21 protein-coding genes are annotated in these 23,081 nt (G+C 55.3%); 10 read left to right on the top strand and 11 right to left on the bottom strand.

Annotated features, from left to right (window positions below; translation table 11 throughout):
* Nucleotides 1–10: 10 nt before the first annotated feature.
* The 6 genes from QEN58_RS08110 to QEN58_RS08085 all read left to right on the top strand — a co-directional run bounded on the left by QEN58_RS08110 (nucleotide 11) and on the right by QEN58_RS08085 (nucleotide 6,960).
* Nucleotides 11–1,729 carry a proline--tRNA ligase gene (locus QEN58_RS08110; protein WP_280106599.1) on the top strand — a complete coding sequence of 573 codons (1,719 nt, stop codon included), beginning with the start codon at nucleotides 11–13 and terminating at the stop codon, nucleotides 1,727–1,729.
* A gap of 46 nt (nucleotides 1,730–1,775) precedes the next feature.
* Entirely contained in the window at nucleotides 1,776–2,306 is a 531-nt protein-coding gene (locus QEN58_RS08105; RefSeq protein WP_280106598.1) for a transglycosylase SLT domain-containing protein, read from the top strand.
* A 188-nt stretch (nucleotides 2,307–2,494) separates the two neighbouring features.
* Nucleotides 2,495–3,184: a cupredoxin domain-containing protein gene (locus tag QEN58_RS08100; protein WP_280106597.1), complete on the top strand. Its 690-nt coding sequence runs from the start codon at nucleotides 2,495–2,497 to the stop codon at nucleotides 3,182–3,184.
* A 47-nt stretch (nucleotides 3,185–3,231) separates the two neighbouring features.
* Nucleotides 3,232–5,601, top strand: coding sequence for a putative bifunctional diguanylate cyclase/phosphodiesterase (locus tag QEN58_RS08095; protein ID WP_280106595.1), 2,370 nt, complete (start codon nucleotides 3,232–3,234; stop codon nucleotides 5,599–5,601).
* A complete protein-coding gene (locus tag QEN58_RS08090) occupies nucleotides 5,598–6,476 on the top strand; it encodes a DUF3034 family protein (RefSeq protein ID WP_280106593.1) in 879 nt (292 codons plus the stop codon). The genes QEN58_RS08095 and QEN58_RS08090 overlap by 4 nt, the downstream gene beginning before the upstream one ends.
* A gap of 10 nt (nucleotides 6,477–6,486) precedes the next feature.
* Nucleotides 6,487–6,960 carry a group I truncated hemoglobin gene (locus QEN58_RS08085; protein WP_280106592.1) on the top strand — a complete coding sequence of 158 codons (474 nt, stop codon included), beginning with the start codon at nucleotides 6,487–6,489 and terminating at the stop codon, nucleotides 6,958–6,960.
* A gap of 346 nt (nucleotides 6,961–7,306) precedes the next feature.
* Here the strand turns inward: QEN58_RS08085 and ccoM are convergent, their stop codons facing one another.
* Nucleotides 7,307–7,429, bottom strand: a complete 123-nt coding sequence (gene ccoM, locus QEN58_RS08080) for a cytochrome c oxidase subunit CcoM (RefSeq protein ID WP_280106591.1) — start codon at nucleotides 7,427–7,429, stop codon at nucleotides 7,307–7,309.
* A gap of 142 nt (nucleotides 7,430–7,571) precedes the next feature.
* Nucleotides 7,572–8,090, bottom strand: coding sequence for an FKBP-type peptidyl-prolyl cis-trans isomerase (locus QEN58_RS08075; protein WP_088701645.1), 519 nt, complete (start codon nucleotides 8,088–8,090; stop codon nucleotides 7,572–7,574).
* Between the two features lie 114 nt (nucleotides 8,091–8,204).
* Here QEN58_RS08075 and QEN58_RS08070 point away from each other — a divergent pair, with 114 nt between their 5' ends.
* On the top strand, nucleotides 8,205–9,566 hold the full coding sequence (locus QEN58_RS08070) for an AmpG family muropeptide MFS transporter (protein WP_280106590.1): 1,362 nt from the start codon (nucleotides 8,205–8,207) through the stop codon (nucleotides 9,564–9,566).
* A gap of 35 nt (nucleotides 9,567–9,601) precedes the next feature.
* On the opposite strand, the gene QEN58_RS08065 is transcribed toward QEN58_RS08070, so the two are convergent.
* Nucleotides 9,602–11,419: an SEC-C metal-binding domain-containing protein gene (locus QEN58_RS08065; RefSeq protein WP_280106916.1), complete on the bottom strand. Its 1,818-nt coding sequence runs from the start codon at nucleotides 11,417–11,419 to the stop codon at nucleotides 9,602–9,604.
* A 145-nt stretch (nucleotides 11,420–11,564) separates the two neighbouring features.
* On the opposite strand from QEN58_RS08065, the gene QEN58_RS08060 reads away from it, so the two are divergent.
* Nucleotides 11,565–12,158, top strand: a complete 594-nt coding sequence (locus QEN58_RS08060) for a GNAT family N-acetyltransferase (RefSeq protein ID WP_280106589.1) — start codon at nucleotides 11,565–11,567, stop codon at nucleotides 12,156–12,158.
* A gap of 12 nt (nucleotides 12,159–12,170) precedes the next feature.
* Here the strand turns inward: QEN58_RS08060 and QEN58_RS08055 are convergent, their stop codons facing one another.
* Nucleotides 12,171–13,409, bottom strand: a complete 1,239-nt coding sequence (locus QEN58_RS08055; RefSeq protein WP_280106588.1) for an ABC1 kinase family protein — start codon at nucleotides 13,407–13,409, stop codon at nucleotides 12,171–12,173.
* 191 nt (nucleotides 13,410–13,600) lie between these two features.
* Here QEN58_RS08055 and QEN58_RS08050 point away from each other — a divergent pair, with 191 nt between their 5' ends.
* Nucleotides 13,601–15,526, top strand: coding sequence for a DNA topoisomerase III (locus QEN58_RS08050; RefSeq protein ID WP_280106587.1), 1,926 nt, complete (start codon nucleotides 13,601–13,603; stop codon nucleotides 15,524–15,526).
* 105 nt (nucleotides 15,527–15,631) lie between these two features.
* Here QEN58_RS08050 and QEN58_RS08045 read toward each other — a convergent pair whose 3' ends face one another.
* Together QEN58_RS08045 and QEN58_RS08040 are read right to left on the bottom strand one after the other, a co-directional pair.
* Complete coding sequence (locus QEN58_RS08045; protein WP_280106586.1) at nucleotides 15,632–16,147, bottom strand: MgtC/SapB family protein; 516 nt, start codon at nucleotides 16,145–16,147, stop codon at nucleotides 15,632–15,634.
* A gap of 173 nt (nucleotides 16,148–16,320) precedes the next feature.
* Nucleotides 16,321–17,226, bottom strand: a complete 906-nt coding sequence (locus QEN58_RS08040; RefSeq protein ID WP_280106585.1) for a LysR substrate-binding domain-containing protein — start codon at nucleotides 17,224–17,226, stop codon at nucleotides 16,321–16,323.
* 119 nt (nucleotides 17,227–17,345) lie between these two features.
* Between QEN58_RS08040 and QEN58_RS08035 the strand changes: the two genes are divergently transcribed.
* Nucleotides 17,346–18,047, top strand: a complete 702-nt coding sequence (locus tag QEN58_RS08035) for an FMN-dependent NADH-azoreductase (protein WP_280106584.1) — start codon at nucleotides 17,346–17,348, stop codon at nucleotides 18,045–18,047.
* Nucleotides 18,048–18,100: 53 nt separating this feature from the next.
* Here the strand turns inward: QEN58_RS08035 and QEN58_RS08030 are convergent, their stop codons facing one another.
* The 5 genes from QEN58_RS08030 to QEN58_RS08010 form a co-directional block, all read right to left on the bottom strand.
* On the bottom strand, nucleotides 18,101–19,063 hold the full coding sequence (locus tag QEN58_RS08030) for a GGDEF domain-containing protein (protein ID WP_280106583.1): 963 nt from the start codon (nucleotides 19,061–19,063) through the stop codon (nucleotides 18,101–18,103).
* A 387-nt stretch (nucleotides 19,064–19,450) separates the two neighbouring features.
* Nucleotides 19,451–19,690, bottom strand: coding sequence for a hypothetical protein (locus QEN58_RS08025; RefSeq protein ID WP_035578737.1), 240 nt, complete (start codon nucleotides 19,688–19,690; stop codon nucleotides 19,451–19,453).
* 68 nt (nucleotides 19,691–19,758) lie between these two features.
* On the bottom strand, nucleotides 19,759–21,066 hold the full coding sequence (locus tag QEN58_RS08020) for a S8 family serine peptidase (protein WP_280106582.1): 1,308 nt from the start codon (nucleotides 21,064–21,066) through the stop codon (nucleotides 19,759–19,761).
* 183 nt (nucleotides 21,067–21,249) lie between these two features.
* Nucleotides 21,250–22,626, bottom strand: a complete 1,377-nt coding sequence (locus QEN58_RS08015) for a CHAD domain-containing protein (RefSeq protein WP_280106581.1) — start codon at nucleotides 22,624–22,626, stop codon at nucleotides 21,250–21,252.
* A gap of 52 nt (nucleotides 22,627–22,678) precedes the next feature.
* On the bottom strand, nucleotides 22,679–23,080 hold the full coding sequence (locus tag QEN58_RS08010; RefSeq protein WP_280106580.1) for a DUF2784 domain-containing protein: 402 nt from the start codon (nucleotides 23,078–23,080) through the stop codon (nucleotides 22,679–22,681).
* Nucleotide 23,081 lies beyond the last annotated feature (1 nt).

Raw genomic sequence — 23,081 nt, 5'->3', positions numbered from 1 at the left:
GCTCACGCCCATGCGCGCCAGCCAATTACTGATTGCCACTCTCAAAGAAACCCCAGCTGACGCCGAAGTCATTAGTCATCAACTAATGCTCCGCGCTGGCATGATTCGCCGCTTAACCTCTGGGCTATACACTTGGCTGCCACTTGGCCTGCGCACCCTGCGCAAAGTGGAAGCCATTGTGCGCGAAGAGATGAACCGTGCAGGCGCTCAAGAAGTACTGATGCCCGCCGTGCAGCCCGCAGAACTTTGGCAGGAGTCTGGCCGTTGGGAGCAATATGGCCCTGAACTGTTACGCCTGAAAGATCGCCACGAGCGCGACTACTGCGTCGGTCCGACCCATGAAGAAGTCATTACCGATCTGGTCCGCAAAGAGATCGCCAGCTATAAACAGCTGCCGGTCAATTTCTACCAGATTCAGACCAAGTTCCGTGACGAGATTCGCCCACGTTTTGGGGTAATGCGTTCCCGCGAGTTCATCATGAAGGACGCTTACTCTTTTCACCTGGATGAAGCTTCGCTGAAACAGACTTACCAGGATATGTACGATGCCTACACGCGCATTTTCACGCGTTTAGGGCTTAACTTTCGTCCCGTTATTGCTGACAACGGCTCGATCGGTGGCACCGGTTCCCATGAATTCCACGTGCTGGCCGACTCGGGCGAAGACGATATCGTGTTCTCCACCTCCTCCGACTACGCTGCGAACATGGAAAAGGCCGAAGCCCTGCCAGCTCCCCTGGGTAGCGACATACATCGTGAAGCGCCTACCCAAGAGATGCATCTGGTAGATACGCCTAACGCCAAAACCATCGCCGCATTGGTGGAGCAGTTTGGGCTACCAATAGAGAAAACCGTTAAAACGTTGATGGTTCACGCAGCAGAAGGCGGTTTAATCGCGCTGCTGGTTCGCGGTGATCACGAGTTGAACGAGGTAAAAGCAGAAAACCTATCTCAAGTTGCTGCACCGCTGACCATGGGCAGCGAAGAGGAGATTCGCGCTGCGGTGGGAGCTGGGCCCGGTTCGCTCGGCCCGGTGGGCTTGAAAATGCCGGTGATTATTGACCACAGCGTCGCGCTGATGAGCGACTTCGGAGCCGGTGCCAATGTGGATCACAAACACTACTTCGGCATTAACTGGGAGCGCGATGTAGCCCTACCTGAGGTTGCCGATCTACGTAATGTGGTGGAAGGCGATCCGTCTCCCGATGGCCAAGGCACGCTGTCTATCAAACGCGGCATTGAAGTCGGTCACGTCTTCCAGCTTGGCCAAAAATACTCTCAGGCGATGAACGCCAACGTGCTCGGCGACAACGGCAAAACCAGCCACCCGTGGATGGGATGCTACGGCATCGGCGTGACTCGCGTGGTTGCTGCCGCCATTGAGCAGAACCATGACGAATCCGGCATTATTTGGCCCAACGCCATTGCCCCCTTCCAGGTGGCGCTGGTGCCGATGAATGCGCACAAATCCCAACGCGTTCGCGAAGAGTCTGAGCGTCTTTACCAAGCGCTCACGGCCGCAGGCTTAGATGTCTTGCTGGATGACCGCGATACCCGCCCCGGGGTTAAGTTTGCTGATTTGGAACTGATGGGCGTTCCTCATCGCCTGGTAATCGGTGACCGAGGCCTGGACAACGGTGAATTGGAATATAAAGGACGCCGGGATAGCGAAGCCACCATGGTGCCTGCGGAGCAAATTATCGACTTTTTGCGTGAGAAAGCTAGCTAAGGCCGTAACGCTTAGCGGACTATTGCTGAGCGGCGCTGGGCTAGTAATGACCAGCCCAGCTGCGGCTCAGACGCTACCTCAAACGCTGCGGCCTACGCTTGATTCTGCCAATCAGCAGCATCAGACGGCTCAACAGCTGTGGGTAGCGCGTCAGTGGCGTGAACGCATGAACACGCCGCTAGCGCGCTTTATCGATGATGCGGCTCAGCGCCAGACACTGCTAACACGTATCTACCAAGAAGCCAGACTGGCAGGTTTGCCGCCTGACTTGGTGTTAGCACTGATTCAGGTGGAAAGTGCCTTCAAAGCGGATGCTATCTCCTCGGCAGGCGCCGTCGGCCTGATGCAAATCATGCCTTTTTGGGTCAGCGAACTTGGGCTACCGATTGACGACTTAACCTACCCGCCGCGCAACCTGCGCTATGGCTGTACCATTTTGGCGCACTACCTCGCTATCGAGAATGGCGACTTTACCCGCGCGCTAGCGCGCTATAACGGCAGCTTGGGCGAAACCTGGTACCCGGAGCGGGTCATGCACGCCTGGCGGAATACTTGGCGCCAACCAACATTGCGTTAAACAACGCACCCTCTCACCTCATCTCATCGGTACAAGCTAACCTGGTCGCCAGCGCCAGTGCTTGGCTAAGGGTTGAGGAGAAAGTAAAAGTGTTGGCTTACCGTTAAGCCAAACGCATGACTTTCTTGCACAATCCATCCACTATTAAACTTAACAATTTGTCAGCTTAATGCGGGATACCGAACTCGATGCCACAACCAATACGACAACAGCGTCCTTTTATGGGTTTTATCAGTGCATACGCAGCCCCGCTATTGGTACTGGCGATAATAACCCTACTTGGCTCCACTGCTAACGCCGCACAGATAAGCATCCGCAGTGCTGATGGCCAACCGCTTGAGGATGCAGTCGTTGAGGTTTACTACGATTCGGCGGTGAGCAGTCCGCCTCAAAAAGAGAACATCTATCAGCGTGAGGCCGCCTTTCACCCCAAGGTACTAACCGTCCCTACCCACAGCTACGTGGCATTTCCCAACCAAGATACAACCCGTCATCACGTCTACTCTTTTTCACCGGCCAAAACCTTTGATTTAAATCTCTACCGACAAGAAACGCCCCCACCGGTTCAATTCGACCAACCCGGCATTGTCGTTTTAGGGTGTAATATTCACGACCATATGCAGGCATTTATTGTCGTCAGCGACGCCCCTTTCGCAGCAACAACGGGTGTCGATGGCATGCTTAACCTGCCGACGCTACCGGCTGGTCAGCACCGAGTGCGCGTTTGGCACCCGCTTCTGGATAATAGCCAGCAAGTCTGGTGGGAAGGCATGATTACCGATACTGACCAACTGAACGTCAACTTGGAACTCAACGCCCTGCCACCGCCAGCGCCAACCCTTACACCTCTGCAGCAACGCTTTAAAGATGCCACTTAAGTGCCTAACAATCAGGAGATGGCGTTCCGCCACTTAGTGAGGTTGCTATGCGCTTTAGAACGCGCCTGATGCTCGTACTACTGACAGTGGTGATTGTCTCGCAACTCGCCACCGGGGTAGCGTTTCTTCGCGCGACCCAAAACGACGTCATTGCAAAAGGCTCCCAACGTTTAGAAGTGGGCGCCAAGGTATTGGAACAACTGCTGGAGGCGCGCGGTGAGCAGTTAGCCAATAATGTCGCTATCCTCGCTCACGACTTCGGTTTTAAAAGCGCCGTTTCCACCCAGGACACCGAGACGCTCTACTCTGTCCTGGCCAACCATGGTGATCGAGCCAAGGCAGACATCGTGTTACTTAGCGACCTAGATGGCCATATTTTAGCCAGCAGCCATCACGCGCAAAATAGCCCGATGCCTTTCCCGCAGCTATTCGACCGGGCTCGCCAAGAGGGCGAAGCGGTTAGCGTCGTCATCGCCGACGGTCAGCCTTATGTGTTTGCGCTGCTGCCCGTTCGTGCCCCCAATCTAATCGGCTGGGTCGGCATGGGCTTTTTAATTAATGAGTCGGTGACGCAGGAGGTTAACGCATTAACGGGGCTGGATATTAGCATTGTTAACTTTCTTGATAGCAGTGAGATCAGCTACCTTGAAAGCACTCATGATGAGCAGTTAGCTCAAGAGTTAATGAGCGGGCGAGGTAATGAGTTAATCAATGGCGAATACTCCTTACACAGCCAGATGACACCGGATGCGGAGTATCTCTCCTATGCAAGCCAACTCAATTCCGGCGATAGTAATCACACCTATGCACTACTCCAAATATCCCGCAACGAGCTACTCGGCGCTTACCGCTCACTGCAGTGGCAACTGCTGGGAATCATTGCCCTGATTCTGCTATTTACCGTGCTCATCGCCATGTGGAGTGCACGGAGCATGAGCAAACCGTTAATGGAGCTATCGCAGGCGGCGCAGCGCATTGGGCGCGGCGAGCGTTTTACAGAATTACCGATGGGTAGCGAGCGCAGCGAAACCGGCCTTTTGGCGTCGACACTACTCGCCATGCAGGAGGGCATCGCTCAGCGCGAGGCCACACTTCATCATCAGTCCCGTCACGATTTACTCACCGACCTACCCAATCGCATCAGTGCCCAGGAAGATATTAGCCTTTTGATTCAACGCGGCGAGCCATTTACCCTGCTGCGGCTTGCGATTAATAACTTTCGCGACATTAACGACACCTTCGGCTACGCGCTGGGGGATCATGTACTGGTCACACTGGCCAAGCGTTTGCAGCATTTTGATGACACTGGGAGCACTGCCTACCGTCTTGATAGTGACGAGCTGCTACTTCTGGTCAAGCAGTCAAGAAGCGACTTTGCCTGGCGAACCCGTCTGTTCACGACGCTGCACCACCCGATCGATCTTGATAAATCTCCCATCACCCCCTCACTTTCAGCCGGTGAAACCAACTACCCCGACCATGGCGACAGCCCGCAACTGCTGCTGCGGCGATCAGATATAGCACTGGACATGGCGCGCCGCCACCGACACCTACACCAACGCTACCTGGAGGGCCAGGATGAGCACCATCTGCGCCAGCTCACATTGATTCGCGATCTACAGGACGCGGTAGGCAACGGTGAGCTGTGGATGGCCTACCAGCCCAAAGTAGACACACGTAACGGCCGTGTCGATCAGTGCGAAGCGTTAATGCGCTGGCGTCACCCCTCGCTGGGCTTTGTACCACCCGATGAATTTATTAGCCTGGCCGAGCGCTCGGGAAGTATCGGCATGCTTAGCCACTGGATGTTGGCCAATGTCTGCGCTCAACTGCATGCCTGGCAGCAGCGGGGTTACCACCTATCGGTGGCCGTCAATCTCTCCTCCAGTGATGTGATGGATCGCCAATTAGCGACTTATTTGGCTAGTTTACTTGAACGCTATCGCCTTGCCCCTGGCCGGCTGAGTATCGAAGTCACTGAAAGTGCCGTTATGCAGGACGTTGATGCCGCTATGGCCACCCTAACGGAAATCAACCAATTGGGGCTGCGTATCGCAATTGACGATTACGGCACCGGCTACTCCTCCCTGGCGCAAATCAAACGCCTACCCGTGGATGAGCTAAAGATCGATAAGTCTTTTGTGTTGGCAATTGATTCCCAAAAAGATGACTTAACCATTGTCAGCTCGACCATCGAAATGGGCCATAGTCTGGGCCTGCGCTTAGTGGCCGAGGGAGTTGAGAATCGCGCCAGCGCCGAACTGCTGAGCAAGCTCGGCTGCGACTATTTACAGGGGTATTGGATTGCTAAACCGATGCCTGCTGACGAGCTCCCCGCTTGGTTGGATAGTTTTACGTCGCTGTCATTGCCACACCCAATGTCTTCCCTGCTAAAGACTCTCCAGAGAAAGCCATGATGTTATTGCAATTCCTCTTTGCACCGCCCAGCAGGCTCTTTCGGCACGCCCTTTTCACCAGTCTAGCGCTCTGTTTAGCGTTTTCGGCCGCGCCCTCTTTTGCCGGTAGCCGTATTCTAGGAACCGGTGGCGTGAGTGCCATTGAAGGGGCCGCGGGAGGCGGTTTATCGCCTTGGGCTGTGCTTTCAAGCACCGCTAGCGAACAGGAAATTGGCATCACGGCCGCCGCTACCCGTGCATGGGTGGACGATTATCGACTAACGGTGACCGGCGCCAGCCTGAATATTTATGATCGTGTTGAAGTCTCTGTGGCACGTCAAACGCTTGATTTGGATACTCTGGGTGGCGAGCTAGGACAGGATATTTACGGCGCCAAGGTGCGCTTACTCGGCGATGTGCTCTATCACCCGTGGGGCATTTGGAGTGTTGGAATACAACATAAACGGCTGGTTGATGGCACCATTCCCACTGCCCTCGGCGCCAATGAAACAAGCGGCACCGATGTGTACCTAAGCGCCAGCAAACTGCTGTTTAGTGCTTTTGCTGGGCGCAATGTGCTGCTCAACGCCACCCTGCGCAATACAGACGCCAACCAGGGCGGCCTACTCGGTTTTGGCGGCGATAAGGATAGCCGTTCGTGGGTAGCCGAGGGCGGCGTGGGCGTTTTTATTACCCCGCAATGGATTGTCGGCGCCGAGTATCGTCAGAAACCCGATAACCTAAGCGTATCTGAAGAGGATGATTGGCAAAGCTTCTACACTGCCTACTTCTTTAATAAGCACTTATCACTCACAGGCGCTTGGTTAGACTTGGGCGATATTGCCGGTCTACCCTCTCAACGCGGCGGCTATCTTTCACTTCAAGCAGCTTTTTAAGCGGGGCGCCATGAGCTTTTCACGCAAACACGATCGTACACGCCGTTCTTTAATAGCGTTTACCTTTATAGCGGTGGCATTTTCGCTCACAGGCTGCGCTTATCAATCAGTAACTCAATCAACAAATACAACGCTTTACGAACGGCTTGGCGGTCAGAACACTATCGATACCGTGGTCGAGAATCTCTTATACCGGATTGCGGATGACCCCGAGGTAGTGGTGTTTTTTACTAATACAAACATCGATTTATTTGCCGCGTCGCTAGCCAGCCAGCTGTGTGATGTGAGCAACGGCCCCTGCCGCTATGAAGGCCCGCCGATGGATCGTGCTCATCAACATATGGGCCTGACGGATGTGCATTTTAATCGCTTAGTGGAACATCTCGACGCTGCTATGCAGGAGGAAGGTATTGCCCTTGGCGCGCGGAATGAGCTATTGGGCCGACTCGCCCCTATGTACGAAGACGTTATGCGTCTTCAGTAACCTGTCAGCCATCACCACTTCGCCTCTATGCTACGAATCATCCAGATCCAGACGTTGAACTCGCGCAAGTTTTCAACGTCTCGATCGCCATGTCGCGCCCATGGGCGGCGGTGTAAGGCCACTGTGTTGATGGCATAGCTTCCTGGTCTGTTCATTCATCCAGCGGACGTTACCAGGGCAGCCTTGCCTTGCTCCTCAACACAACCTATGTACTTTCAACTCACTCGCTTATTAGATTTCAAAAAAAAGCCAGCCCAAAATGGGCTGGCAACAGGAGGCTTACTAAGCTAGTAAAACTAAGCTAGCAAACCCCCTCCCCTGACAAGGTTTACATGAACTGGGAAAGCTACTTCTTGCGCTTATCTTTACGAAGATGATCGCGAATCACGAAGCCCACCCAACCCACCATAAATGCGATTACTAACGCGACGGTGGCTAAGCCGAAGATAATTGTGTCATCCCAATACATGCTGAATCCTCCCGCCGTGGTGTATGCGCCCATACTAGCTACTCAACGGCGGAAGAATGCTGACCTGGGTCAAGTTACGGCAGGCGGGGGAAAGTGGTTGAAGAGGAAATTGATACCGATCAATTTTTGAATGCTATTAACGCTACAGCACCTTGCGGTCTTCGACTTTGCTGTGTTCGGTGCCCGGTGGCAGCGGGTGGCCTTTGGCTAATTCTGCACGGGTAGCTTCGCGCACGTCTAAAATGGTCACTTTATAGTTAAGCGTGCGCCCCGCCAGGGGGTGGTTGGTATCGACGGTAACACGGTCGCCATCGACTTCCAGAACCGTGACGATTTGCGGCCCGGCTTCACCTTCGGTTTGAAAGCGGCTGCCCGGTTCCAACTCGGCGTTACCAAACGAGCCGCGGCTGACTTCTTGAACCAGGGCTTCATTGCGTACACCGTAGGCATCGGCGGGCATGAGTTGAACGCTCAGCTCGGCCCCAGCCGTTTGACCCGCTAATGCACTCTCCAACCCTGGCACGATATTGTCGTGGCCATGCAAGTACTCGAGCGGCTTATTGCGCGCCTGGGAGTCGTCCAATACCTGCTTGCTGCCATCGTTGAGCACATCGCTAAGAACATAGTGCAAGGTAACGACCTGATGCGCCGTAATCGACATGGAAAACTCCTCTCCGGTAAGCTGTCGGTTTTGTGATAGTACTTTTGTGATAGAACACTGCTTCAGTTTATCACTTGGCCGTTGCCAGCGTCTTTCCACTAGGAGTAGCGTTTAATGTTAAGCCCCACCCCCCAGCGCAGTTGGCTTGCTGCGCTGGCTGTTTATTGTCGTGCGCCCGTTATTACCATGCTGTTTTTGGGGTTTTCCGCAGGCTTACCATTTCTGCTGGTATTCTCAACGCTTTCGGCCTGGCTGCGCAGCGATGGTGTTGAGGTCGCGGCGATTGGCTTTTTTGCCTGGATCGGCATGCTCTACTCGATCAAGTTTTTCTGGGCACCGGTGGTGGACCGGTTGGCACTACCGCTGTTGACCCGCACCTTTGGTCAGCGCCGCGGCTGGATGCTACTAGCCCAAAGCATGATTGCCGCGGGGCTGGTGGGGCTTGCTGGCTTGAGCCCAGTGGGTAACCTCGGCTGGGTGGCTCTCTTTGCACTGCTAGTGGCGTTTGGCTCCGCGACGCAGGATATTGCTATCGACGCCTACCGTATTGAGTCCGCCGATGACGATGTTCAGGCCGCCATGGCCTCCACCTATATTATTGGCTATCGCGGTGGCTTACTTGCCGCCGGTGCCGGCGCGCTGTATATCGCAGCGTCTGCCTCTTGGGATGTGGCGTATATGAGCATGGCGGCACTAATGGGCATTGGCGTACTTACCGTGCTGCTACGCCCCGAGCCAAAGCGCGCCTCGCTCTCTATTCAACTTATCCACGAACCTAAGGTGCGGGCGTTTATTCGTGCCAGCCGGGGCAAACCCAAACTATTACGCCGCCTGGGAGCCTGGAGCATTGGTGCGCTCGTCTGCCCTTTTACCGATTTCTTTAGACGCTATGGGGTGAAGGCGCTGTGGATTTTGATGTTTATTGCCGTATTTAGAATCAGCGATTTAGCCATGGCCTCCATGGCCAATCCGCTGTATATCGACCTGGGCTTTTCGCTCGCAGAGATTGCTAACGTGACCAATATATTTGGCATTGCGATGAGCATTACGGGTGGGATGTTAGGCGGGCTATGCGTAGCACGCTACGGCATCGGCCCACTGCTGATTTTCGGCGCGGGGTTGGTGATGGTGACTAACCTGCTGTTTGCAGTGCTTGCCGTGGTGGGTAATCAGCTGCCCATGCTGGTGATCACGATCATCGGCGATAATCTCGCCAACGGCTTAGCCAGCGCGGTGTTTATCGCCTTTCTCTCCAGCCTAACATCACGCGCCTACACGGCCACGCAGTACGCGCTGTTTTCATCATTAATGACGTTGCCGGGAAAATTTTTAAGCGGGTTTGGCGGGCTGGTAGTTACCGCGCAGGGCTACCCGAGCTTTTTCGTTATCGCCACATTGCTGGGTGTGCCAGCGATTGTTTTAGCGGTCTGGATTAGCCGAGATAAAGAACTAGTGCCAACCCCCAAGCCTGCTTAAACAGGCTTGAAGGATTAGCCGAGTGAAGGTTTAGACTAGCGGTGGGCTTCCAACCACTCCAACGCCCCTGGTGTAGTGCGCCACTGATCGCGCATCAAGGTGCGGTACTGCCACGCTTCCGCCCGGGAGCCAGGGTCAACCTGGCCATCTGGGTGGGGCATGGAGGGTCGGGGATTTTCGGCACAAATCAGCTCTAGCGCATAGCGGTTATGGCCAAGCACATCGCCAAGCGCGGTCTCAGCCGCTTCACGCTGCTCCAATCGATAAAGCGCCAGGGTTTTGCCCATTAGCAGTCCGAGCACCAGCGAGCCGTCGTCGTCACTCTCTTCGGCTAACGCCAGCGCTTCTTCGTTGCGATCATCACGCAGCAGTTGATCAAGCACCAGCTCGCGCAGGCCCAAGCTATCTTCCTGGTCGATCAGCAGTAGCTCTTCGGCGAGCTCCCTGGAGTGCTGACGCGCGCCGCGCTCCATACCGACTACAAGCGCTAGCCCCGTGCGTAGCAGCATGGCGTTGTTGGCATCGTCCCAGCACAGATTGCCGTTGCCTTCTGCTCGGGCTTGTTCCAACCAGCGCGAGAGGCGCAGCGCCAGTGGCTCCAGCAGGGTTGGGGCCATCCACGGCAGGCTGCCAAAGCGGCTGGTGAGCGCCAAGGTTAAGTCTTGCACTACCTGCGGGGCGTCCAACCACTCGGGATGCGCGCAGAGTGCTGACATCCACTCTATGGCGTTGCCCCAGGGGTCATCGCGGAAGCCCAGCGCCACATCTTCATCCACCAGCACCTGAAACTGCTCATGCCAGGCGGCAAACAGCGTCGCTTCACGAGCACTGGTGTTATAGAGCAATCGGCCGCTTTCAGGGTCGGCGCTTACATCGATTTTGGGGGCGGTAGGCAACGCGGCCAGCAGTGCCTGAAGAGACACCAGCGGCGTGGCAAGATCCTCTTCCGCGCTGAGCAGCTGGTCAGCAAGCGTCGCGCCGGGGTTATCCGCCAGCGCGGCTAAGAAATCCAACTGATCTTCATCCAGCTCACCCTGGCGAACCAGGCGGCGATACCAGAAGTTGGCGCGCTCTTTGGCTTCCTGTTCGTGGCCTTCATGCAGTAACAGCATGGCCTCAATGTAGGCCAACGTGGGCGAATCGGGTAGCGCCTGCTGGGCCTTTACAAAGGCACCGCGGGCACTATCCAGGTCATCGTTATCCAGGTGCATCAGGCATAAACGCTCAAGAGCCACGCCGCGTAAGAACAGCGGCCCGCGCTCCATCACATCATCAAGCAGGTCGGCGCGTTTACGGCTAAAGCCGCGCTCTTGGTAAATATCCAGCAGGATTTCAAAGGCGGGTTCGGCCTGTTCGGGCAGCCGTGACCAATCGCTGCCATCGAACAGCGATTCAAGGATTTGCATAGCGCGGCCCGTCTGGCCACTTTCAGCGGCAATCAGCCCGGCTTCCAGGAGCGCTTGAGCTGGTGCCTGTTGGCTTTCCAGTGCGGCCTTCAGGGTGGCGCCCTTCCATTCGCGTAGCGAGAGCATCCACATCATCTGATCGGGAATCTCGGTAGGAAACTCAACCTGGTAGCAGCACTGTTTGAATTTGCGCCCGGAGTCGCACCAGCAAGGTTCATTACGACCCGGCGTGGCGAGAGGCTCACAGGCAAAGTCGAGCCTCTCCAGCGGGGTTTGCGACCAAAGCACCGGCGCCAGCGCCTGGGCCATGGCCACATCGCCTTCAAAGGAATCCGCGCCTTTGGCGCGCACCCAGGTCATAAAATCCGGATAGTGTTCTTGTTGCCTGATTGCCGAGAGTGCCCCGGAGGCAAATCCCAGCAGCTGATCGACCCATACCGCCAGCATTGCCGTCTCCACTGTGTTAAAAGCGGCATAGTTTAGCATGACCCTAAGGGTTCCCGCAGAGAGGATTGGCGACAACCGTAGGGGCTTGCTAAAGTACAGCGATTTGAGCGAACCATGCAGCGTTTGAATCGGCTGGAGCGATGCAATGAGCGAACTGACAGTTATTCTCTGCCAAGGTCAGGCGATATCCCCCCATTTGCCAGCGCTTGCCCGCCTTCGCATTCGGGTATTCCACGATTTCCCCTACCTCTACGATGGCGAACTCAGCTACGAAGCGGATTATTTAGGTCGCTATGCAGAGAACCCGAATAGCTTGTTCGTCCTGGCCTTCGACGGAGAAGAACTGGTGGGGGCCGCCACTGGACAGCCTCTTCAGGATGAAGTAGACGAATTCCGCCAGCCGTTTGAGACCAACGGTATCAAGCCCGAGCGCGTCTTCTATTATGGAGAATCCGTGTTACTCCACAGCTACCGCGGCAGCGGAACGGGTAAACGCTTTTTGGCCGAGCGAGAAGCCCACGCCGAACGAGAGGGGTTTGATTTAGCGGCTTTCTGTGCGGTAGAGCGGCCAGTTGATCATCCATCTAAGCCTGCCGACTACCAATCGCTTCACGGTTTCTGGAACGCCCATGGCTACCAGCGCCACGGCGAGCTAGCCACCACCTTCGCTTGGCGAGATATTGGCGAGCAGACGGAAAGCCATAAGCCAATGGTATTTTGGCTAAAGCCCCTCCGCTAGGCAATTACTCGCTTATGCCCATTTAAGCAAAGGTCGGGTTCGCTCGTGCATGTCCAACCGCGCCCCTATACGCACTAAATTCCAGTAGTGACCGTTCAGCGCCCGGGAGAGCAGCAGCGTATCTGCGGGGGGCTGCAGGCGATCCATCGCTGCCCACACCTTAGGGGTTAGCTCGCGTAAGCGGCGGTGCACCCGTACATCGCTGAAATCCTGCTCCCCCGGTTCAAACAGTGGCGCGATACATTCAGCGGATTCACGATAGAGCGATAGCGGCGCGCCCTGCCCCTGGCGGCCGCCCATTTGCATCAGCGCTTCATCCATCCCCATAGGGTCCTGCTTCAAGGTGGCATCCAGCAGTTGCATCATTGCTTTCAAGCGCGCATCGGGTACTGCTATTACCGCACCTAAATCGTAGATCACCAGCCGGCCTTGGGCATCAGCAGCGAAATTCCCCGCATGGGGGTCGGCGTGCAGCTCGCCATAGGTAAACAGTTCTTGGGTAATCCAGTCCGCTAGCGTCTCGGCAATGCCCTGGCATGTCGCATCATCTGCATCGACTAATTCGCGCATCGGTGTACCTTCCACGTAGCGCATCGCCAGCACGTGAGGGCCTGAAAGCGCTGGCAAAGGCTCGGGAATCACGAGCCGCGGGTCATCCTTATAACGCTCGCGGTAGCGGGCCAGGGCATCGGCTTCGGCGTGGTAATCCAGCTCCCCACGCAGGCTTTCGGCGAGCTCTTCAAACAAGGCATCCAACCGCGCCTGGGGCACTTTAAACCAGCGGCCTAAACGCATAATGCGCCGTACCTGGATCAAATCGCTCTCCAATACCTCGGCAAGGCCGGGGTACTGCACCTTGAGTACGACCGTTTCGCCCTCGTGGGTGGTCGCGCGGTGAACCTGGCCCATAGAGGCGCTGGCAAAGGGTCGCTCCTCGACTGTGCTGAAATAGTGGTCAATGTCGCCATATTGCTGAATCAGCGCTTCGTGAATACGCGGCCAGGGCATCGGCTCTGCTTGCCGCTGCAGGCGGGCAAGTTCCTCAGCGAGATCGGGAGGCAGCAAGTCATCCCACTGGGACATGATTTGGGCAAGCTTCATGGCCGGGCCTTTAAGCTCTGAAAGCCCCTCAAACAAGGCTTCACCCAGGGCACGCCAATCCGCTTGGCCGCCTAAGCGGGTTTTCAGCAGCGCCCCACCGGTGCGCGCACCCAATCCCATTAAACGCCGTGTTCTGCCGCGATCACGCATTTGATGTCTCCCCTGGTTACTCAGCCCACCACTTAACTAAGCAGAATTAATCTATACAAAACATATACAATAAAAATGCTTTGGAAATAGTTAGCATCACTATACACCCCCCTGCGACTCCTTGCTCTATATAGATCAATGTGTCTGCTACCATAGGCGTCATCCAAGGATACGATGAAGGCTTCGCTGCTATGCGCCTGATAATTGCCGAAAAACCCAGCCTCGCCCAAGCCATTGCCGAGGCGTTACCAGGCACTAGCAAACGCCAGGATGGCGCCATGGTGTGTGGCGACACCACTGTCACCTGGTGCCTGGGGCACTTATTAGAGCAAGCGCCGCCGGAAGCTTACGACCCCGCCGACAAACAGTGGCGGCTTGACCGACTGCCTATCGTGCCGCAGCAGTGGAAACTGATGCCGCGCCCCAAGGCACGGGGCCAGTTGGCTGTGATTCGCAAGCTGATCAAACAAGCAACGGATGTGGTTCACGCGGGTGACCCTGACCGCGAGGGCCAACTGCTGGTACAGGAAGTGATCGAGTACATGAAGTATCGCGGCCCGGTACAGCGGCTGCTGATCAGCGACCTTAATAAACCTGCAGTAAGCCGGGCGCTTGCCAAGCTACACTCCAACAACGAATACCAGCCGCTGTTTCAAGCGGCCCAGGCTCGCTCCCGCGCCGACTGGTTGTACGGCATTAACCTAACCCGCGCCTGGACACTCACCGGCCGTCAAGCGGGCCATGACGGCGTGCTTTCTGTCGGCCGTGTGCAAACCCCGGTGCTGGGGCTGATCGTACGCCGCGATAACGCCATTCGGGATTTCAAACCCCATCCATTCTACCCGCTGTGGGTGGATCTCAAGGTTGCCCAGGGCCAACTGCGCGCCTGGTGGGCACCCAAAGAGCACCAACCCCTTGATGATCAAGGCCGCTTGATTGACCACAGGCCCGCCGATGAACTGGCGGCTCAGTTACCCGGCGCATCAGGGCGCCTGACCAAGCTCGACCAGCAGGAAAAACGCCAAGCGCCGCCGCTACCCTACTCGCTATCGGCCCTGCAGGTAGACGCCGCCCGCCGCCACGGGCTTTCCGCGCAGATGGTGTTGGATATTTGCCAACGGCTATATGAGCGCCACAAACTGATCACCTACCCGCGATCGGACTGCCGCTACCTGCCGGAAGAGCACCTTCAGCTTGCTCAACGTAGCTTAACCAGCGCCTGCCAAAACGATGATGCACTTCAGCAGTGGCTAAAGGGCGCGGACTTCACGCTGCGCTCCAAGGCGTGGAACGATAAGCAGGTCGGTGCCCACCACGCCATCGCCCCTACCGGCAAGCCCGCTGATTTCAGCCAGCTCTCCGCAACCGAAGGCCATGTGTTCAGATTGATCGTGCGCAACGTGATGGCGCAGTTTTACCGCCCGCTGCGCACCTTCGAAGTAAAAGCGGAGTTTACTCTGCTCAATGAGGCCTTCCGCGCCCGGGGTCAAAGCATTCTGGACCCCGGCTGGAAACCGCTATTCACAACCCGCGACGAGACACCACCGCTGCCGCCGCTGACCCAAGGCGAGCCCTGCCAGGCGATGGGCGCAGGCGTAGAGGAGAAGGAAACCCGCCCGCCAGAGCCTTTCACCGACGCCAGCCTGATCAAGGCGATGATGAACATTGGACGTTATGTGGATGACCCCAATGTTCGCCGAACTCTACGCGACACCGACGGCCTGGGCACCGAAGCCACCCGCGCAGGCATTATCGAAACCCTGGTACAGCGCGGCTACCTGGTGCGCCAGCAAAAAGCCCTGCGTGCCACCAAGCTGGGAAGCGCACTGATCGCCGCCCTGCCCAGTGCCGTAAGCACGCCTGAACGCACCGCGCTTTGGGAACAGCGCCTGCGAGCGATTTCCGAACAGCAAGACGACCCAGGCGCGTTTCAGCAGGCGCTATTGGATGATTTACACGGCTTGCTCACTCACAGCGATGCAGCCAAGCTCAGGCAGAGCCTGCAAAGCGCCCAGGGTGAGGCCGGCGGCCCGGCCAAGCGTACGAGTAAGACAAGGAAGAGTTATAGCAAGACAAAAAGCAGTGGGGTAAGAAGGAAAAGATCCAGCCAAAAATGAGCGGCTTCCACTTGGCCGCATAACTGTCGCCGAAAAGACCACTTTTACCAGTAAGTCTAACGCTTTACTCAGTCGAGCCAACGAGTGCTTTGTAGCCGGATCTCATCAAATTCTCGGGTTATCTTCCCTAGTTTCTGAACGTACTGACTTTTTCTTACTAATTGAACGTGAAAAGAAAGGCACCACATAAAGTACCACCCAGGCTAACCCTGTACATAATACCGCCGTCTGCTCCCGGCCCAATCCAACAGCTATACCAATGGCAGCCGTAAACCAAATGCCTGCCGCTGTGGTTAGCCCTGTTGCGCCTTGTTTATCATTGCCGGTCATAATGGTACCGGCGCAAAGAAAGCCAATCCCTGCAATGACGCCTTGAATAACCCGGCTCATCTCCGAGTCTGAAATACCGGCTTGTTGAGGAATTAAGATAAATAACGCCGCGCCCATACACACCAGCATATGGGTGCGTATACCGGCAGGTTTACCGCTTTGTTCGCGTTCGAGTCCGAGTAGCCCGCCCAGCAGGGCCGCTATCAATAGCCGAACTACCACAACAACAAATTCGCTCAAGTCATTAAAATCCGAAAACTCGGCGACGATGATATCGCTGATCACTTCCATCGAATCGCTCCTGTAGGTGGCTAATTAAAAGTTACCGCTGACCACAACTGGACAGCTCTCCTTGCTTTGATCACCATTTTGCCAACATTGATTCGCACAGTGTCGGCTAGGAGCACAAGAATACCCAGCCATGATGAATCACAAGATAACGGTATAAAGCTATTTACGCTTTGTTAATGAGATAACGTACATAGCCCGCCAGGCACAGCCAACACCCAATCGCGTATAGCCAGAACTGTCGGATCATGCCGTCGACTTTCGGGGTAGACCAGAAAGAACGGTTTGCCTTCGAGCTCCGGGCCAAAGGGCTGTACCAAACGCCCCTCTTCCAACTCATCCTGAATCAACTGGCGGCTCATCAGCGCCACACCCTGCTCACCTACAGCGGCCGAAATAGCGTGGGTCTCGTCAGAAAATACCAGCCCGGCACTCACGTCCAGCCCAGTCACTTTTGCTTGCCTTTGCCATAAAGCCCAGTTTATGGGTGCAGCTACAGACTCCTGCGGGTGAAAGTGAATCAGTGAGTGTGACGTTAGCTGGCTTACCTCATGCAATCCAAGTTGAGGACTGCAGGTAGGGATGAAGGTGTTATCAAACAGTTTCTCAGCCATTAGCCCCGGCCAGCGGCCATCGCCATAGCGAATGGCAATATCTGCCGTTACCCCGTCCAGCGCTACCGGCTCATGAGAAGCATGAATACGTAGATCAATACCCGGATGAGAGTCACGCAGAATACACACCCAGGGCAGCAACCAGCGTACCGCAACAGCTGGCGTTGTAGAGAGTGTAACGGTTTGGCGAACAGGTACAGCGCTTAGCCGCTCGACGACACTGCTGATGCTATCAAAGGCTGTTTCCAACACCTGTTGTAGCTCCCGGCCCTGAGGTGTCAGCTCCAATTGACGGGGTTTACGCAAAAAAAGCGAGACACCCAGCGCCTCTTCGAGTGCTCGGACTTGGTGGCTAATAGCGGTAGCGGTGACCGACAACTCTTGTGCGGCCTGCTTTGCGCTTTCGTGGCGGGCAGCCGCTTCAAAAGCGCGAAGTGACGAAAGAGAGGGTAATCGGCGATGGTTCATGAATGAGATCTACTCATCTATAGCGGCAAGAAAAGATCGTTTGTTTAGGCTTAAAGGCACAGTCTAAGCTAAGCCTGTTGTTAATCATAGATGAGTTAAACTCATATTAGGAGGTCACCATGACACACATCCTGCATATAGACGCTAGCGCCCGCCCCGGCATTGCTGGCACAGATAACCACGGTTCGCATAGTCGCCATTTAACCTATCAGTTTGTCAGCCAGTGGCAATCAGGCCGGCCGCAAGACACGGTTACCTATCGCGACATAGGTCAAAACCCGCCGTCGATTATCAACCACGACTGGATTGCGTCTGCTTTCACACCCGAGTTGAGCCTAGAACCCTGGATGAAGGACGCGCTTGCAGAAAGCAATCAGCTAGTTGATGAGCTAATTGCTGCTGATATTGTGGTAATCGGAACGCCGCTATACAACTTCGGTATGCCTGCCGCCCTTAAGGCGTGGATCGACCAAGTAGTGCGCGCTGGCCGAACAGTGGATATTGATGAGAGCAACCCGACCGATCCTTTCATTCCAAAACTGGATGATCGGCCAAGGCATGCGATTATTCTTACAGCCAGAGGCGGCATAGGCTTTGACCCCGGTGGAGAGATGGCCCATATGAATCACTTGGAGCCAAATCTGGCCACAGCACTTGGTTTTATCGGCATTACCCGCCTTCACTACATAGCTATCGAAGGCCAAGAAGTGGGCGGCGAGGTATTGGAGACTTCCGTTGTCGAGGCGTTAGGTAAGGTTGAAGCTCTGGTTGCTGACTTACAAGAGGTATTAATGCAGGAGGCAGTAGCCGAATCGGCCTAATAAACGATTCAATAACCTAGATCTAAACTGTCTTTTGTTTAGTGCGGAGATCGCTAGCCCAGGATATCCGCACCTTTATGGCCTTCTGCTAACACCGCTCGGTTACGCCCTTCTTGCTTGGCACGATAAAGCGCCTTATCGGCGCGGCTGATAACTTCGTCAATGCTCTCATTCTGACGGTGAAGCGCCACCCCAAGGCTCACTGTAATCGCCAAGTTACCTGCAGAGGTGGCAAAGACTGGTTCAGCCACTGATCGACGTACCTTTTCTGCTACCGCCAGAGCGCTCGTTGTGGTGGCGTCAGACACTAGCAGCAGGAATTCTTCTCCGCCCCAACGGGCGACCCAATCTCCACCGCGAAGGGTGGCGGTGAACCGGCTGGCAAGGATAGTGAGCACCTCATCACCTATCTCATGGCCATACTGGTCATTAACAGCTTTGAAGTGATCCAGATCGGCCATCAACACAGCAAAGCACCGCTTGTCGCGTTTAGCGCGGCTCCACTCTGCTTGAAGCTGTGTTTGCATGGAGCGGCGGTTAGGCAAGTCGGTCAGCGCGTCAGTCAACGCATTATGCTCAAGCTGCTGGCTGGCCATAAAAGTACGCAGTTGTTCCTGGTGCAGCATAGTCGCAATGACTGCGCCTATGCCCATGGCAGTAGGAATGAAGATTAAATGAATGGGGTTATCGGGAAACGTGCTGCCTGTAAAAGCTAGAAAAATTACTACTGCCAGAAGAGGCAGGCCGTAGATGATAGCCAGATCTCTAGTACCGAAAACAGTGGCCGTCGCTACGGCGATAATACCCATGGTGAGACCCTGGGAAATATAGATAAGATGCACGCCTTGCTCCGAATAGTGTAAAGCGAACATGGTAGCCATCATCCCCACCAGGGAAAGATTCAACGCCATCAGCAGCAGATAAGCCCAGTAGCCCTGGGTTTTATAGTGGTGGAGCACCAGAAAGATGATTGCCAGAATGACGGTGGGCAAGCGTAGGAGAATATGTTTACACACTGACCCCTCGTTTGAATAACTGACTAGTGTCGCGTCGAAAATGGTAAAAACGGGCAATAACACCAGTACAACGCAGGACAACAAGTAGCCAAGTCGACGCGAAAGGGAATATTGATTAAGAAGAAAATTGGCCCGCAATTCAGCAGGTATTGGTACATGCTTTCTCATCATCTGTTTCCGGTACTGGATAGCTTTACGCCACCCACCACCAGAGATATCAGATTTTTTCTGGCGCGGGTAATGGGCACTTACATACTGTAACATATGAGTTGCAGTGCTCATAATGCCCTAGTTAAACCGCCAAATGGTGTTCTTAGCGGGGATCGTCATGTCACTTCTCTATTGAAGCCATGATTCACATAACACCGAGCGAAATATTAATGGTGCTTACCAAGTTTCCTCAGAGCCCGGTGGCCCCATATCGATCTGCATATCAGGCGCTATATCCACTACGCCTTTGATCTTTTTCAGCCGTTCCGCCGTGGCATCGTCAGCCGAGCCGGTAATACAGCCAATCTCCTCCAGCACCTCCTGGATGGTTAACCCTTCAGCGCTGAGGCGCGTTGCCATTTCATTTATTGGTTGATCGCTGGAAATAGTGATCAACCATAGCGCTACCGTTGGCATCTGGCATATCTCCATAGTAAGTGCACGGGGACGCCTGAAATGAGCGCCTGCCCAGCGCGCGTCCAGCATCAGGGAGCTTGCACTAACCCTGCTCCCACGTCGGATTCCGGTGATGGCAGCTCTTGCACCGAAGCCACCAGTTGCTCCCAGAGTTTCCTTCCCCTCAATGAGGCATCAGATTGCGCCCACAGTGCCGCGCAGCCTGCCACATGTGGTGCCGCCATGCTGGTGCCACTAATCGTCTTATGGCGAGTGGGCCGGGGCCATGAGGAGAAAATATCGCGCCCAGGCGCGGCAATCTCAATCTTGCCATGATTGGAAAAGCTGGAGGGGTTCAGGTTCGGATCCAAAGATGCCACCGACATTACGGTAGGCGAGTTGGCAGGCGCCCCTGTATTGGTTGCTGAATTACCTGCCGCAGCGATAACGAGGCACCCATTACGCAGTGCCGCTTCACCAGCATGGGTGTAAGCGGCCTGCACAGGGCTCTGGCTGCCAAGCGACATCGAGATTACTTCACACCGGTTGGCGATGGCCCAGTTCAGGCCAGCGAGCACACCCGCCCCGGTACTGCTGCCCGAGTTGGTCAGTACCTTGCCGACGAAGACCTGCGCTTCATACGCGACCCCGTAACGGGGCGTGTTGCCGCCGGGTGATTGGGGGCCACAGGCCGTGCCGATACAGTGTGTTCCGTGGCCGTTGATATCCTGAACCGGCTCCCCGACGAATGAGCGGGTTACGAGCTCCCTTCCCTCAAAATCCGGGTGACCTAGATCCATCCCGGTATCCAACACGGCAACTTTTATACCCGCACCGCTCCAGCTACTTTGCGGCACTTTGCAGCGGTTTAACCCCCAAGTTGACCGAAGGGCGTCCTTTTCAAGGTTCTCTTCGCCCTCATCCAGCTCAACGCCCAGGTCACGGGCGATAGTGCTGGCTGCCCGCAAAAAACCCCGCAGATATTCAGAATTTTCAGAAAAGGCGAAATACTCTGGCTCAATAATTTCGATGGGGCTATCCGCGGCGACCTTACCCAGCGCACTAAGGCCGTGCTGCTGTAGAGCATCGCCGCCTACCAGGGCCACGCCAAGCTCTGGAAATACCATTGCCTCAGCGTCACCAGAATCCTCCAGGCTAACGGCTTGGTCAGTGAAGTCCCGCGCATCGGCCACGCGAAAGTTCTGAGCTTTAAGGTATTTAATCCCCTCTTCCACTCGCCCCTCACGATAGCTAACCAGAAATCGCCCGGTTTCCAGGCAACTGCCGCCACGCTCTAGGGCTGCCAATAGCAATTTTTCGATGCCACATGAGACAGTGGCGAGTGACTCACCCGCTGGTGTGCTGCCGTTTCCATTACCTATCGGTTTTTTCGCCATCGTAGACTTCCTTTTCGTTTAGCTGTTTAGCGATATGGGATAGCTGAATCATAGACACCATACGAGAGAAAGCATGCCTGACTATGCCACACCCATGATTTCAGCTTAATTCACCTAATGCGCTTCGCCAGATGGATTGCGAACCGTTTAGGCTATTAATCAATACGTGTGACGTCTTAAAGGTTACGTCTTAACATCAGCCAGCGGTGTTAACGCCAATACATCTTCGCGAAGACGCTGCTTCTTCACCTCTATAGAGGCGCGCCATGCCTCGCACTCCTGCTTCTGCTGTGCATCGCTATCGAGGCTTTCAGCGAAGGCCTCAATCCAGGCCTGACGCGTACACAGGTCTTGATAGTTACCAAGCAGGCTCTGGCGACGCTTCAATTCGGATAGAAATAGCGGGGTAGTTGCTGGGTTGAGATCGGCCAGGTAGCGGATGCGTTTTACGCGTTTGCGCAGCGTATGAAAGGGAGTATCACCGGCGTCCAACGAGAGGGCTGCCAGATCGTTATCGTGGCCAGCTATGCGCTCGCTCAACACCGTATTGATACGCTTTGGCGTGAGCTTAGAGAGCGCCTTCCCAAAGTCATTGGAAGCAAGAAAGGTCTGCCAGCCCTGCAACTCTTCGGCGTACTCCGGCGAGTTTAGCTGCTGGCACAGTGCTTTATGCTGCTCCTGCCGACAGCCCTGTAGCCATTGCTTAAGGCCCTGGCGAGCGCGCGCTGAAAGCTGAGGTGGAGACTTGCTCAGGTGTTTCAGAAACACATCAAGGTCGCGGAGGTCACTGGTGGCGTTCGCTCGATGCTTGAGCCGCTTAAGCATCTTCTTAAGGCCAGGGACCTTGGTGGTAGATAGTACCGCTTCGCCAACGGCTCGGCTGCGGCGCAGATTAACGCGGTACTGATGCAAAAATTCAGGATCGACGCCCGCGATGACCCCAGCCTCTAAAGCCCTGACGGTCAGATATTGTTGCTCCAACTGATTACGAATATGGTTGGCCGTCTCAGCGTTGCACTTGTCAGGCGGCTTCGGGGCATCAAGGCGCTGGAAAAATGGATAGCTGGCTTCCTTGGGTGTCAGGCTATCCACTAACTCAGCACAGCCCCGCTCCATGGCTGCCCACGGAGTATTTGGCAGGGAGAAATGCAGCATGCTGCCGGTCGGCAGCGCGTCAGGTGCCTCTTCGCAGAGCCAACGGGCTAGATCGAGCAAGGCGGGATTGTGGCCAATCACCAATACGCTATTGGCCTTGTTGGGCAGAGTTTTGAGCCACGCCAGTAGCGCTTCGCCATCGAAGGTGTAAAGGGCTTTATCGAAGTGAACATGTTTGGCCAAATTAGCTTCAGGTAGCTGCTTTAGGTTCTTATCGAAGGTCTTCCTGGTGCGAACCGCCGTGCTGACGTAAACCTCCCCTTCCAACGCCTGCCAGCGATGAAGTACAGGCGCCATGGCAGCGGCCTGATGCTTACCTCGCTTCCGTAGTGGCCGTTCATGATCGGTCATATCACCGCTGGGCTGTTTGGCCTTGGCGTGGCGCATCAGGTATAGGTGCCGCATGGGTTTGCTCCCAATCACGGTAAGTTATGCCAAGTTTAGTACACACCCTATTCTAGGGAGCGCGCTGACGAGGCTTCACCACAAACCAGCTTGCCAACACTAAGGTGCCGAACAGGGTGTAAACCACGATAAACACCCACTCAGGAGCGCTGTAATAAAGCAGGCTCTGCAGCCAATGCTGAATAAACGAGCCCGAATAGGTAGCGGTTCCCGCCTTAGCCCTTAGCGCCATTTCCCAGTTGGTTAACGGGCAAACCACGCCCAACCAGGCCTGAACCACCACATAGCCAATGGCACACAGGTGCACGATGCGGAACGCTCGATTGCGCACCCACTGCCAGTTCAGGAAATAGCCCACATACACAGCGAATAAGCCCAATACCACGAAGGCCACAAACAGTACGTGGAGAATTAAGAGTGCGTCGGCGAGCAGGATGAGCAGAGATGGGGGCATC

Origin of the sequence: Halomonas alkaliantarctica (assembly GCF_029854215.1) — a bacterium.
Taxonomy (GTDB): domain Bacteria; phylum Pseudomonadota; class Gammaproteobacteria; order Pseudomonadales; family Halomonadaceae; genus Vreelandella; species Vreelandella alkaliantarctica_A.
The sequence above is the reverse complement of the archived record's forward strand: the minus strand, read 5'-3'. Positions and strand labels throughout refer to the sequence as shown.

Bases quoted from the DNA above. Each gene is read 5' to 3' on its own strand.
- QEN58_RS08110 (WP_280106599.1), top strand. From the start codon at position 11: ATGCGCGCCAGCCAATTACTGATTGCCACTCTCAAAGAAACCCCAGCT.
- QEN58_RS08105 (WP_280106598.1), top strand. From the start codon at position 1,776: ATGACCAGCCCAGCTGCGGCTCAGACGCTACCTCAAACGCTGCGGCCT.
- QEN58_RS08100 (WP_280106597.1), top strand. From the start codon at position 2,495: ATGCCACAACCAATACGACAACAGCGTCCTTTTATGGGTTTTATCAGT.
- QEN58_RS08095 (WP_280106595.1), top strand. From the start codon at position 3,232: ATGCGCTTTAGAACGCGCCTGATGCTCGTACTACTGACAGTGGTGATT.
- QEN58_RS08090 (WP_280106593.1), top strand. From the start codon at position 5,598: ATGATGTTATTGCAATTCCTCTTTGCACCGCCCAGCAGGCTCTTTCGG.
- QEN58_RS08085 (WP_280106592.1), top strand. From the start codon at position 6,487: ATGAGCTTTTCACGCAAACACGATCGTACACGCCGTTCTTTAATAGCG.
- ccoM (WP_280106591.1), bottom strand. From the start codon at position 7,429: ATGTATTGGGATGACACAATTATCTTCGGCTTAGCCACCGTCGCGTTA.
- QEN58_RS08075 (WP_088701645.1), bottom strand. From the start codon at position 8,090: ATGTCGATTACGGCGCATCAGGTCGTTACCTTGCACTATGTTCTTAGC.
- QEN58_RS08070 (WP_280106590.1), top strand. From the start codon at position 8,205: ATGTTAAGCCCCACCCCCCAGCGCAGTTGGCTTGCTGCGCTGGCTGTT.
- QEN58_RS08065 (WP_280106916.1), bottom strand. From the start codon at position 11,419: ATGCTGGCGGTATGGGTCGATCAGCTGCTGGGATTTGCCTCCGGGGCA.
- QEN58_RS08060 (WP_280106589.1), top strand. From the start codon at position 11,565: ATGAGCGAACTGACAGTTATTCTCTGCCAAGGTCAGGCGATATCCCCC.
- QEN58_RS08055 (WP_280106588.1), bottom strand. From the start codon at position 13,409: ATGCGTGATCGCGGCAGAACACGGCGTTTAATGGGATTGGGTGCGCGC.
- QEN58_RS08050 (WP_280106587.1), top strand. From the start codon at position 13,601: ATGCGCCTGATAATTGCCGAAAAACCCAGCCTCGCCCAAGCCATTGCC.
- QEN58_RS08045 (WP_280106586.1), bottom strand. From the start codon at position 16,147: ATGGAAGTGATCAGCGATATCATCGTCGCCGAGTTTTCGGATTTTAAT.
- QEN58_RS08040 (WP_280106585.1), bottom strand. From the start codon at position 17,226: ATGAACCATCGCCGATTACCCTCTCTTTCGTCACTTCGCGCTTTTGAA.
- QEN58_RS08035 (WP_280106584.1), top strand. From the start codon at position 17,346: ATGACACACATCCTGCATATAGACGCTAGCGCCCGCCCCGGCATTGCT.
- QEN58_RS08025 (WP_035578737.1), bottom strand. From the start codon at position 19,690: ATGCCAACGGTAGCGCTATGGTTGATCACTATTTCCAGCGATCAACCA.
- QEN58_RS08020 (WP_280106582.1), bottom strand. From the start codon at position 21,066: ATGGCGAAAAAACCGATAGGTAATGGAAACGGCAGCACACCAGCGGGT.
- QEN58_RS08015 (WP_280106581.1), bottom strand. From the start codon at position 22,626: ATGCGGCACCTATACCTGATGCGCCACGCCAAGGCCAAACAGCCCAGC.
- QEN58_RS08010 (WP_280106580.1), bottom strand. From the start codon at position 23,080: ATGCCCCCATCTCTGCTCATCCTGCTCGCCGACGCACTCTTAATTCTC.